Source organism: Chryseobacterium sp. FW101-FHT12H09 (genome assembly GCF_058790395.1).
The window spans coordinates 702,985-715,129 of record NZ_JBYTCP010000004.1 but is presented as its reverse complement, the minus strand read 5'-3'; the positions used below and the strand labels follow the sequence as shown (position 1 = coordinate 715,129).

The following is a 12,145-nucleotide window of genomic DNA, read 5'->3' as shown; positions in this document are numbered from 1 at the left end:
AAAATAAAATAGCCTTTAGAAAGGATAACGATAAGGTGAAATAGGAGCTAAGACCAATAATTTTAATTTCTTTTTCAGAAAGGAATTTGTATTTAACCTATTGGGTTTTTCTTCATTGTACATTAAAAAATCTTTTTCAATCCAATTATAATGATAGCAGGTATCAAGGATATATCATAGGGGAGAGGAGAAGACCTTGTTATTTCTGTGAAAAGGAATTGATCATCTTTCGGTAGTCCCTGTCATTTATATCAGATACCTTGATCTTAATTCTAAAAGGCATTTCTTTTTCCTTCAAATCAACATCGATTACAATTATATCAGCAAATACCGATCTTTCGATTTTAAACGAGCGTAATTTGTGCACAGGATATTCAACTAAAGGAAATACAATCCCTTTTTTTGATGGATGATAGTATTTGATTGAAAATATGAAACCACTATTTTCAAACTGAAATACTTTAAGACTTGTTATTTTTTTAATGATTAATATACTTATTACAAGAAATATCCCGAGTAACGGCCATCTTAATTCCACCGGTATAAGAGATTGTAAGACAAATCCACATACTGCCAAACAGCAATTAAATACAAGAAGAAATTGCCAAACCCTCATTTTTGATATTACTTTATCTTTATTCGTTAAGACCATAAATTTTATTAATAATTTTTTACTATAATATTTTAGTTGTACTTATATGGCAAATAGCTTTTTCCATCGAGCTACCGTATTTCTACTTAATTTGTAATGGTTAGCTAATTGTGTATTACTTAATTTGTTTTTTTTTTGGTATTGAAGTATTTCCATAATGGTATCCTGATTATAAGAACGATGCCTTTTATTAAACTTCCAACTTTCTGCAGTGACGGCCCCAAATATGATCGTGTTAAGGTCTATCACATCTAGATGTGATAATGTTTCTTTATTCAATAAGCTTTCGCAGTCTTTCTTTTTATGTTGAAACCTGGTGTTCAGAATATCAGTATAAATTCTTTTGTAATCGGGCATATTTTCCATCAGATACATTTACTTATTTTTTACCGGATCTTATATTTAGCCATCCATCTGCGTAATGTCGATTTAGGGATCTTGTAATCATTGATCACTTCAAGTTGCGTTTTTTCATTGCTTTCAATTATTTCGAGTATGTAAAATATCACTTCCTTCGTATAAAGGTTTTTCCTGAACTGCGGTAATACAGAATCAGTCGGCCTGTTATAATTCGCTCCCATGGGAGAGGTAAATAGTATGAGGTGCTGCGAAAAAAAACGGAAAAAATCGTATTCTAGAAGCTTACACCATTTCAACAAGACTTTTGTCTCTAATGTATCCTGCTGATACATATTATTAATTTCCTCTTCCTCAAGCTTCATATTGCTACATATTCTATTCATATCTATGCCCATTTCCGTTACACGGGTTTGTATAAGGGAACCTATATGAATATCTTTAAAATCAATGTTCATTGTTATTATGCGTTTCTAATTATTTCTCGTAAAGCCCTCTCCATCTCTCTTACTTCATCGGTGCTTAACCCATGGAGGCGAAGAGAGATGGCTTCTGTATCGCCATCACTTTTTTTTATGACCATAGTCAGATTAGAATTTTCAATTGCGCAGTTTTGTAGCCCTACTGATGGGAATTCCCTTAATATACCATGATGGTATCTTTTAAAAGGATGGCAATACCTGATCTTTATCTGTGCATATGAACTCTCAAATTCAACAACACGTATTGCAGAAAATGCCAACGAGAAAACCAGCAAAAGAAAGACTCCGACAATTACCGGAATATTGCTGTATTTAAATGATATGATTATACAACTTGCTATCATTGAAAGATCAAGAAGTATCAAGCATAAAAACGTAAACATAAATAGCCTTATGTACTTTTTATTGTCAAGTTTGCAATTTGCCATTAACTTTAGATATTTTGAATTCTTAAAGTAGAATCAAATCTCAAATAATCGTGCAAATTCATTGCATCCAAATGCCTGAAATGAGATTTGCAGGATATCTTCAGTATTTCAGTAAGAAAAATCATGGAGGAACCTATAAGGACAATTTCTTTTTTCACGGCTTTATATTTTGGTTATTATTTTAAGCGTTTTCACGCTGTAATTGGATAGCTTTCGTTAAAACATAGTCCTACCTAGACCACTAATAAAATTAATGTATTGATTTATAGTATATACTTGATATTTTTTCAATAAAACGAGCATATTGCTGAAATATTTTATATATCACGTCTAAATGAGTTATTAAAAATTTAATTTCAATCTTTTAATTTGCAGCGGTTTAATATTTTTCTGTTAATTGATAATTATTTATCTTTGCCATAAAAAGTAGTCTAGGTAGGACTACTATTTTTTTTCTAATTTCGCTGATAATTAATTCTTTAAATTATCAAAAATGACATTCCAGTTTTTTCTTTCAAATAACGGAACTACAAGAAATATCAATCTAAAATTTACAGATGAATCTAATAGAAGCTGCTTTGTTGCGCACATGCCCCTGCGTATTTTAGAAACCGAATGGGATAAGGAAAAACAACGCCCGAAGAATATTTATATTAAAAAATATAAGGATCTTAATAATAAAATAAATAATCTCAAAGTAGAGATCAAAGAATATTATAGCCAACGCATCAGCAAGAAAAAACTGATAAGCCCAAGACTGTTTTCAAAAACAGTGAAAAATATCTGCCTTGCAAAACCCAGCTGCTACCCTGATATGACTTTGCTTTATTTTATGGAGCAGTACATCAGGACAAAGGAAGAACTGATCTCAAATTCAACTTATAAGCGATATAAAGTTTTTTTTAACTTATTACAGAAATTTGAAGGACATCTGGCTGAAAGACTATACATTGAACAGCTCAATTCAGAATTCATCAAGAATTTTTTGGTGTTTGGAAAAGAAGAAGATTACAGTGAAAATACGCTCTATAGAACAATTCACTTTGTAAAAACGATTCTTAACTTTGCTGAACGTAAGGGCATCCACACCCGTGTAAGAGAACTTGAAGTACGAAGAGAGCGACAGAATAAAGAAGTCATCACTTTAACTGAACCCGAGATACTGAAAATAAAATATACCAATGTACCTCCCCGGCTTCAAGATGCCAAGGACTGGCTGTTGATCAGCTGTTATACAGGGCAGCGGGTATCAGACTTTATGAAATTTTCTATTGAACAGCTCACCGAAATAAATAAAAAAAGATGCCTTAATTTCGTTCAGCAAAAAACACAGAAGGAAATTATACTTCCGCTACATCCCATAGTTCAGAATATAATCAATAGTAATAACCGTAACTTTCCCATTGCTCTGTCCATCCAGAGATATAATGATGATATAAAAGAAATCGCCAGGTTATCAGGACTCAGCGAAATGATCAATGCCCGAAAGAGGATCGGGCACAGGACCAAGTTATTGAGAATCGAGAAATGGTCAGTGATATCAAGCCATATCGGAAGGCGAAGTTTTGCCTCTAATTTTTATGGAAAGATACCCACTCCGTTATTGATGGAAGCGACCGGGCACAGTACCGAAGAGATGTTTCTTAAATATATCAACTCGTTTGACAAGGAAAGAACGGTTAAGCTTAGCAATTACTTTCAGAGAATATATGAAGAGAGATTTCTTGTAAATTAATTTGAGTACTAAATTTATGCTTTGATATGCATTTTTAATTACAATAGTGCCATTAACGGACATAAGTGTTCTTTTTGCTGCTGCGCCTTTAAATGTATTTCATTGATTATATTTTAAATGTTAGGTGGGGTAAATTGATAAAATATACCAGTGGGTATTTTTTTTAAAGAAAATGAACGTTGTTCAAAAAATATTTATATATTTGCATCATAAAATCATCTATGAGTATAAGTGAAAGAAAACAGAAGGAAAAGGAAGCATTAAGACTGCTTATTCTGAACGGAGCCAAAAAGCTGTTTGTTGAAAGAGGTATAGAATATACCACGATCAGGAACATAGCGGATGAGATCAATTACAGTGTGGGTACGGTGTATGTTTATTTCAAAGATAAAAATGCGATCTTCCACGATCTGCACTCAATCGGATTTCAGGAGTTAGGGCATTACTTCAATGAACTTTTTGCAATAGAAGACCCAATGAAAAGACTGAGAAAAATGGGATCAGTCTACATAAAATTTGCCATGGAAAATTCTGAAATGTATGATTTAATGTTCAACCTGAAAGCTCCAATGGATTATCTCGAAGAACAGAAAAATAATCTTTGGCCGGAAGGAACTGAAACATATGGCTACTTAAAAAAGACGGTGGAAGAGTGCATGAGGCAAGGTTATTTTAATGGTCATAATTCCGAAGCATTGTCTTTTATGATCTGGAGTCTGGTTCACGGTATGTGCTGTCTGGAGATCCGTCACAGAACCAAAGGCATTAAATTTAGCAGTCCGGCAACTATTCTTTCAGAAGGCTACAACGAATATTTAAAAATCTTAGAAAAAATGTAATTTTTTTTATGAAAAAAAATGAACATCATTCAAAATAAAAACACCGTGTAGGTAAAAGGATGTAATTGGCGCTGATAATACTAAAACGAGCTCTTTAAATATTTATAACAATCGTGGACAGAAGATTTTTTATTAGAAAAAGATCGCTCGCTTTTTTGGCGATCTCCACTCCATCTGTCTTTTTTAAAAACATTGATATGGACTTAACCAATGAAAAATTGTACGATACAATTATCGTAGGTGGCAGTTATGCAGGACTCTCTGCTGCCATGACACTCGGACGTTCTTTGAGGAATGTCTTAATTATTGACAGTGGAAATCCCTGCAATAAACAAACTCCTCATTCACATAATTTCTTAACGAGAGATGGTGTTCCTCCGGCAGATATTGCGAAAATTGCTAGGGAAGAGGTTGCCAAATATCCAACCATCGAGTTTTACAATGGTTTCGCAGTAAATGGAAGCACAATATCTGAAGGTTTTCTGATCAAAACTTCAAATGGCAATTCATATAAAGCTAAAAAACTGATTTTTGCTACAGGAATTTTAGATTCACTACATGATATCACAGGATTCGCAGAATGCTGGGGCATATCTGTTATACACTGTCCCTACTGTCATGGATATGAGGTGAGAAACAAGAAAACAGCAATATTAGCGGATGGAGATCGTCTGGTATATTTTACTTCATTAATTAAGAATCTGACCGATGATGTCACTTTAATTACACCAAATAAGCCTTCGAATAATGACAGTATTTTGACCCTTAAAAGAAATGGCGTTAAAATAATTGAGAAAAAGATTTCGGAGATACAACATCATAACGGATATATTGAGAAGGTCATTTTTTCTGATGGAACAGCAGAAAGCTTTGAAGCAATCTATGCACCGGTTCCATTCCGACAACATTCTAGTATTCCGGAGGAATTAGGATGTGAGATGACCGATGCAGGTTTGATCAAAATTGATGAATCTCACAAAACAACTTTGGATAGTATTTATGCAGTTGGTGACAACAGTAACCCGTTAAGATCAGTTTCGTTGGCAGTTTCATCAGGATCGGTTGCGGGAGTAAAAGTTAATGGAGAGTTGTCTGCTGAAATGTTTAACAGATAAACCATCTAATTTCATAAACGGAAGGTTTTGGTAAATGTCTTTCAGGCACCTTTAGTAAACTAGAATCAAGATTTATAAGCTCGGGAAAAGATTTGATTATAGTATTTTGATGAAGATCATACAGGATAATCAAATCTTGTCTCATTAAATAATCAAAATAATATTCTCTTTTTTTTAACAAATTAATGAACTATGTTCAAATTATAAACAATGTATTTAATAATGAAAAATTTATCATTAATGGTTTTGTTATGCTTCGGGTTTCTTGGGTATGGTCAAAATCATCTCGACCGATACATAGAAATCGGTCTCGAAAATAACGAAGTGATTAAACAGAAAAACTTTGACATCAATAAAAGTCTTTATGCCCTGAAGGAAGCACAGTCACTGTTTTCCCCAAATGTTGCTTTTGTCACCAATTACACTGTTGCAGATGGCGGAAGAACCATTGATATACCGATTGGCGATATGCTAAATCCGGTGTATAGCACATTGAATCAGATCACGAACTCCAACGCTTTTCCGCAATTAACGAATCAGTCGGTGTTGATTAATCCGAATAATTTCTATGATGTCAAGCTTCACACGACAATGCCTCTTTTGAATTATGAGATCATCTACAATAAAAAGATCAAGACCCAACAAACGACTTTGCAAAAGATCGAACTGGAGATTTACCAGCGTGAACTGGTCAAGGAAATAAAAATTGCCTATTACAAATACCTGCAGTCGGTGGAAGGCATCAGAATTTATGAAAACGCATTGGCCATTGTCAAAGAAAATCAGAGAGTGAACAAATCGCTTTTTAATAATGACAAAATCAACAGAACGGCGGTTCTCAGAAGTGATAATGAAGTAACGAGAATCGAGGCAAATCTTGAAACGGCTAAAAATACCAGCAAAAACGCAAGATCCTATTTCAATTTTCTTTTAAATCAAAAGCTTGATTCAGAAATCGAAATCGATGAAAATATGGAACTGCCAACCGAAATGATTGTAGAAAATACCACCAACAGAGAAGAATTGAAACAACTAAGACAGGCGAAAGAGATCAACGAAAATGTTTATCAATTGACGATGTCCAACTGGTTTCCAAAATTAAGCGGATTTGCAGATCTGGGGTTGCAGGATTTTGATTTTAAAGTAAATAAATCGTCCCGCTACTATTTCGCTGGTCTGAGTCTGGAATGGAATATCTTCTCAGGTAACAAAAACAAATTTAAGCTGAAACAGATTGATGAGGACAGCAAAAAGATCAATTCCCAGATCGACAATGTAAAACAGCAGTTGCTGTTGCAGTTCGAGGTTTCCCAAAACAATCTGAAATCGGCATTGGAACAGTATGAATCGGATAAGAAACAAAAGGAAACAGCCAAAAAATACAATGATGATGTTACCAAACTGTACAAAGAAGGAATGGCGATTTACATCGAATTGCTGGATGCCCAAAATCAGGTGGTCAATACTCAGCTGAACGCCAATATTTCCCTCTATAATTCCTGGATTGCCTTTGCAGAGCTGGAGAGAGCCAATGCCACTTTTAATTTTAATAAATAAAATACTAACTATTATGAATAAAACAATCACAATATCACTGCTTTCTCTTTTCCTCATCATGTCCTGCAAAGAAGAGAAAAAAGAAGTCAAACCATTTGAAAATGCCGAGGTCATTCCCGTTAAAACCACATCGGTCGGTTCTCTGGCGCTTACCGGAAATATCAGCACATCAGGTTTGGTGACAACAGAAAACGAGACAACCTATTCCTTCAAGATTGGTGGAGTGGTGAGTGGTGTTTATGTGGAGGAGGGTCAGTTTTTCAGAAAAGGTCAACTTCTGGCGACTTTAGATGAAACCGAGATCCGTGCCGGTCTGAATCAGTCCGACTTAAATGTTCAAAAGAATGAACGTGATTACAAACGTGCAACCAATTTATATAAAGACAGTGTTTACACATTGGAGCAGGTTCAGAACACAAGAACAGGTTTGGATATTGCCCGAAGGCAGAAAGATGCCGTTGCTTTCAATGCCAGATACGCAAAAATTTATGCGAGCTCTGATGGCTTCGTTTCACAAAAAATAGCCAACAATGGCGAGATTGTAGGTCCGGGTTCTCCGGTTTTAATGATTAATGAAACTTCCCACAACAACAATTATTTACTGAAAGTCGGTTTGACAGATACCGAATGGGCATCCACAAAGATTGGGCAAAAGGCGGTTGTTACGCTGGACGGTTATCCGGGTAAGAAATTCGATGCCTTTGTGTTTAGAAAATCGCAGTCTGCTGATATGGCGCTCGGATCTTTTCAGGTAGAGCTTAAACTGATGATGAATGACAGCAAACCTGCCGTGGGAATGTTCGGAAAAGCAGAGATCAAAACCGATCATTTTGAGGATTTTATTGTGATCCCCTATAATTCTCTCCTCGAAGCAGATGGAAAAAAAGCCTTTGTTTATGTTGTAGAAAACAGCAAGGTCAAGAAAAGACCGATCACAATCGCCAAATTTGAAAATAGCAAAGTCTTTGTTCAGGATGGACTTCAAAAAAGCGATAAAATCGTGATTTCCAACAGTGCCTATCTGAATGAGCAGTCAATCATTAAAATCATTAAATAACAACCGATGAAAATTACAAATTTTGCCGTAAAGAACTATCAGTTCACACTGATCATGTTTCTTCTCGTTGCCGTTGTTGGGCTGTTAACTCTTTTTACGATGCCAAGATCGGAAGATCCGGCAACACATCCACCACAATATCTGATCACGGTTATCTATCCAGGGACAAGCCCCAAGGATATGGAAGAACAGGTTGTGAAACCGATTGAAAACAAGATCTACGGATTGGAGAATATCGATAAAATTCTGACCACTGTGGAAGACGGTGTTGCTGCTTTTGAAGTCAAATTTAAATATGGCGTTGATGTAGACAATAAATACCAGGAAATTTCAACGGAAATCAATGCACTGAAAAACAGTGAACTTCCGAAGGACATCTATCAGATCAAAACAGAAAAAATATCCTCGGCTGATGTCAAAATTTTGCAGGTTGCTTTAGTCTCTGAAAATGCTTCGGAGAAAAAAATGCACGATGAAGCCGATAAACTTAAAACAAAACTGGAGAAGATCACCAATCTTAAAAACGTGATCTATTCCGGAATTCCAGAGCAGGAGATCCGGGTGGATCTGAAACTGGATAAACTTGCTCAGTTAAGAATCCCTCTGAATGTTGTGATGGGAAGTTTACAAAGTGAGGCTGCAGACATTCCGGGCGGAAGCATCGATATGGACACCAAAGTTTTCAACGTAAAAACGAGTGGAAAGTTTAAAAATGAGGTAGATGTTGCGAACACCGTCATTTTCAATGCCAACGGAAAGATCGTGTATATGAAAGATGTTGCCGAGGTGGGTTACAAATCTCAAACGGTAGATCATATCACAAGGATCAACGGTCACCGCTGCGTTCTGGTCAGTGCCGGGATGAAGGATAATGTAAATATTACAGATGTTCAGAAAGAATTTGAACCGATTATTGAACAGTTTACAAAAGAGCTTCCTGAAAATATCAAATTGGTTAAAAATTTCGATCAGGCGAATATGGTTTCGCAACGTCTGGGACATTTGGGTTTTGACTTTGGATTAGCTATCATATTGGTTATTATTACATTATTGCCTTTGGGGACGCGCGCTTCAGTGATTGTGATGATCTCCATTCCGTTGTCACTGGCTCTGGGCTTAATTGCAATGAACGCACTGGGATTTTCATTAAACCAGTTAAGTATCGTTGGTTTGGTGGTCGCCTTAGGACTGCTGGTCGATGACAGTATCGTAGTCGTCGAAAATATTGAAAGATGGCTTCGGGAAGGGCATTCCAAAAAAGATGCAGTTTTGAAAGGGACCAAACAGATCGGTTTGGCGGTTGTGGGTTGTACCGCGACATTGATCATTGCATTTCTCCCTTTGGCATTCCTTCCTGATGTTGCAGGTGAATTTATGAGAAGCCTTCCGATGGCAGTGATCACGAGTGTTTTAGCATCAATGCTGGTTGCCCTTACATTGGTTCCTTTCTTGGGAAGTAAGTTTCTGAAAACCCACGACCACGAAGGTGGAAATATTTTTCTTCAGTACCTTCAGAAATTCCTTAGTAACAGCTACAAAGGAATTATGCCTAAAGCTTTGAAATATCCTAAAATAACGATCGGAATTTCATTGGCATTGAGTGTGTTGGCATTTATGTTATTCAGTTTTACAGGATTTAAACTATTTCCGACCTCTGAAAAACCAATGTTTCTGATCAATATTAAAATGCCTCTTCAATCCAATATTTCTGAAAGTGACCGTGTGGCGAAGATCGTTGAATCTGAACTGAAAAATCACAAGGAAATCACCTATTATACTGCGAATGTAGGGAAGGGAAACCCGCAGATCTATTACAATGTGCATCCACAGGACAGAAAACCCGATTTTGCCCAGATTTTTGTTCAATTGGATGACGAGGCAAAACCAGCTACTAAAACCGAATTGATCGAAACTTTAAGAGAAAAATTCAAGATAATGCCTTACGCTAAAATAGAGGTCAAAGATTTTGAGCAAGGCTCTCCAATAGAGGCAAATATAGTGGTTCGTCTGTTTGGTGAAGACCCTGTGGTGTTGAGATCCCTCTCTTCACAGGTCGAAAATATCCTGAGAAAACAGGAAGGTACAGTTTACATTAACAATGAGTTAAATACATACAAAACAGATGTCAAAGTAAAGATTGATAAAGAAAAAGCAAGAACATTAGGCGTAATGACCAGCGAGGTTGATAAAGTGATCCGTCTTGCGATTGCCGGACTTCCTGTCGGAGATTACATCGATGACCGGGGTGATTCAAGAACTGTGACTTTAACTTTGCCAAGGGAAAAATTCTCCAATTTTGATGCTTTGAAAAATCTTTATGTCAATAATGTCCAGGGAGCGCCAATCGCATTGAATCAGATTGCGACGGTTACCTTTGAAACTTCTCCAACGGCGATCAACCACTTTAATAAGTCAAGATTTGCGAAGGTATCCGCGATGACAGCCAAAGGATATTATGCCAATGATCTGTTGGTGGATATTGTTCCTCTGCTTGACAAACTAAAAATGCCGGAAGGCTATTCTTACAAGCTAGCTGGCGAAAAAGAGTCTGAAGGTGATGCGCTGGGCGGAAACTTTATCTCGGTCATTATTTTAAGCACATTCCTCTTTATTGCTGTTTTGCTGCTGCAGTTCAAAACATTTAAAGGGATCATTATCGTATTGTCAATTATTCCGTTAGGGATTTTAGGCGGCGTTACTTTATTGTTGATTAACGGAAGTCCGATGTCAATGGTTGCGATCATCGGATTCATAGGACTGTCGGGAATTCAGGTTAAAAATTCCCTGTTATTGGTAGATTTCACGAACCAGCTCAGACTGGAAGGAAAGTCAATTGACGAAGCGATTGCCATTGCCGGTGAAACCCGTTTTCTTCCGGTAGTATTAACTTCAATTACAGCGATTTGCGGATTGATCCCCCTGGCTTTGAATTCAAATCCATTGATCGCGCCTTTGGCAATTGTGTTGATCGGAGGTTTGATCAGTTCAACGGTTCTGTCAAGAATTGTAACACCTGTAATGTACAAACTGATTCCGCCAAGTCTTGAGATTGAAACCGAAGAAGAATCAAAAAATTAAAGATCATTAAATTTAAATAAAATGAAAGAATACATATTGATCACCGGAGCATCATCAGGAATCGGCTACCATATGGCGATCCAGCTTGCCGAGAAAGATCAAAACCTGATTTTAGTCGCTAGAAATGAGGAGAAGTTGAAGAGGGTACAGAAAGAAATAATGACACTGTATAATGTAACTGTTCATTATATTGTCAAGGACTTGTCCGTTGTTGATAATGCCATTGGACTTTACAATGAAATTCACCAGCAAAATTTACTAATATCTGGACTAGTCAACAATGCCGGCGTAGGTACTTACGGAGAATTTACAAAGATCTCGTTGGAAGAAGAATTGAAAATGATCGATTTGAATATTTCAAGCCTTGTCGCACTCAATAAACTGTTTGTCAAAGATATGGTCGCACGACAGTCGGGAAGGATTATGAATATTTCTTCGCTGATGGCATTTCTGCCATTTCCGTATTACTCGGTTTATTCTGCTACAAAAAGTTTCGTTTTGGCATTCACAGAAACGCTTGCTTCTGAACTGGAAGGAACGGGAGTTGTGGTCACTGCACTTTGTCCCGGACCGATCGACACCGGATTTTATAACGAAGAAATGCTCAAAGCCAATATGATGAAAACCAATAAGCCGGTTCATCCCGAAGTGGTTGCAGAAGCAGGTGTAAAACTTCTATTATATGGAAAGGGCAAGAAGATCGTAGGTTCTATGAATTGGTTTCTTTCCAATCTTCCACGTATAACTCCTGGTTTTATAATGATGAAGATTAAGAAAAATCTTGCTAAGCAGGCTTAATCAAAATAAAATTCAATTAAAAATTTTATCAATGAGGACAAGCTCGG

Annotated in this window: 10 protein-coding genes; 7 read left to right on the top strand and 3 right to left on the bottom strand. The window is 36.4% G+C overall.

Annotated features, from left to right (window positions below):
• Positions 1–694: 694 nt before the first annotated feature.
• The 3 genes from AC3WRL_RS18670 to AC3WRL_RS18660 form a co-directional block, all read right to left on the bottom strand.
• Positions 695–1,027, bottom strand: a complete 333-nt coding sequence (locus AC3WRL_RS18670) for a helix-turn-helix domain-containing protein (protein WP_492330976.1) — start codon at positions 1,025–1,027, stop codon at positions 695–697.
• A gap of 11 nt (positions 1,028–1,038) precedes the next feature.
• Positions 1,039–1,395: a transposase gene (locus AC3WRL_RS18665; protein ID WP_492330975.1), complete on the bottom strand. Its 357-nt coding sequence runs from the start codon at positions 1,393–1,395 to the stop codon at positions 1,039–1,041.
• 77 nt (positions 1,396–1,472) lie between these two features.
• Positions 1,473–1,919: a hypothetical protein gene (locus tag AC3WRL_RS18660; protein WP_492330974.1), complete on the bottom strand. Its 447-nt coding sequence runs from the start codon at positions 1,917–1,919 to the stop codon at positions 1,473–1,475.
• Between the two features lie 493 nt (positions 1,920–2,412).
• On the opposite strand from AC3WRL_RS18660, the gene AC3WRL_RS18655 reads away from it, so the two are divergent.
• From AC3WRL_RS18655 to AC3WRL_RS18625, 7 genes are all read left to right on the top strand, one after another.
• Entirely contained in the window at positions 2,413–3,654 is a 1,242-nt protein-coding gene (locus AC3WRL_RS18655; RefSeq protein WP_492330973.1) for a phage integrase SAM-like domain-containing protein, read from the top strand.
• Between the two features lie 221 nt (positions 3,655–3,875).
• Positions 3,876–4,493: a TetR/AcrR family transcriptional regulator gene (locus AC3WRL_RS18650; protein WP_492330972.1), complete on the top strand. Its 618-nt coding sequence runs from the start codon at positions 3,876–3,878 to the stop codon at positions 4,491–4,493.
• A 197-nt stretch (positions 4,494–4,690) separates the two neighbouring features.
• On the top strand, positions 4,691–5,608 hold the full coding sequence (locus tag AC3WRL_RS18645; RefSeq protein ID WP_492330971.1) for an NAD(P)/FAD-dependent oxidoreductase: 918 nt from the start codon (positions 4,691–4,693) through the stop codon (positions 5,606–5,608).
• 222 nt (positions 5,609–5,830) lie between these two features.
• Positions 5,831–7,165 (top strand): TolC family protein, encoded by a 1,335-nt coding sequence (locus AC3WRL_RS18640; protein ID WP_492330970.1) that lies wholly within the window; start codon positions 5,831–5,833, stop codon positions 7,163–7,165.
• A 13-nt stretch (positions 7,166–7,178) separates the two neighbouring features.
• Positions 7,179–8,222 carry an efflux RND transporter periplasmic adaptor subunit gene (locus AC3WRL_RS18635; protein ID WP_492330969.1) on the top strand — a complete coding sequence of 348 codons (1,044 nt, stop codon included), beginning with the start codon at positions 7,179–7,181 and terminating at the stop codon, positions 8,220–8,222.
• Positions 8,223–8,228: 6 nt separating this feature from the next.
• Positions 8,229–11,300 (top strand): efflux RND transporter permease subunit, encoded by a 3,072-nt coding sequence (locus AC3WRL_RS18630; RefSeq protein WP_492330968.1) that lies wholly within the window; start codon positions 8,229–8,231, stop codon positions 11,298–11,300.
• A gap of 21 nt (positions 11,301–11,321) precedes the next feature.
• Positions 11,322–12,098: an SDR family NAD(P)-dependent oxidoreductase gene (locus AC3WRL_RS18625; RefSeq protein ID WP_492330967.1), complete on the top strand. Its 777-nt coding sequence runs from the start codon at positions 11,322–11,324 to the stop codon at positions 12,096–12,098.
• The last annotated feature ends 47 nt before the right edge of the window (positions 12,099–12,145 follow it).

What these genes read in the sequence shown, in the direction of transcription:
- AC3WRL_RS18645 (WP_492330971.1), top strand. Translation starts at nt 4,691, where the DNA reads ATGGACTTAACCAATGAAAAATTGTACGATACAATTATCGTAGGTGGC.
- AC3WRL_RS18655 (WP_492330973.1), top strand. Translation starts at nt 2,413, where the DNA reads ATGACATTCCAGTTTTTTCTTTCAAATAACGGAACTACAAGAAATATC.
- AC3WRL_RS18625 (WP_492330967.1), top strand. Translation starts at nt 11,322, where the DNA reads ATGAAAGAATACATATTGATCACCGGAGCATCATCAGGAATCGGCTAC.
- AC3WRL_RS18670 (WP_492330976.1), bottom strand. Translation starts at nt 1,027, where the DNA reads ATGTATCTGATGGAAAATATGCCCGATTACAAAAGAATTTATACTGAT.
- AC3WRL_RS18660 (WP_492330974.1), bottom strand. Translation starts at nt 1,919, where the DNA reads ATGGCAAATTGCAAACTTGACAATAAAAAGTACATAAGGCTATTTATG.
- AC3WRL_RS18635 (WP_492330969.1), top strand. Translation starts at nt 7,179, where the DNA reads ATGAATAAAACAATCACAATATCACTGCTTTCTCTTTTCCTCATCATG.
- AC3WRL_RS18630 (WP_492330968.1), top strand. Translation starts at nt 8,229, where the DNA reads ATGAAAATTACAAATTTTGCCGTAAAGAACTATCAGTTCACACTGATC.
- AC3WRL_RS18640 (WP_492330970.1), top strand. Translation starts at nt 5,831, where the DNA reads ATGAAAAATTTATCATTAATGGTTTTGTTATGCTTCGGGTTTCTTGGG.
- AC3WRL_RS18650 (WP_492330972.1), top strand. Translation starts at nt 3,876, where the DNA reads ATGAGTATAAGTGAAAGAAAACAGAAGGAAAAGGAAGCATTAAGACTG.
- AC3WRL_RS18665 (WP_492330975.1), bottom strand. Translation starts at nt 1,395, where the DNA reads ATGAATAGAATATGTAGCAATATGAAGCTTGAGGAAGAGGAAATTAAT.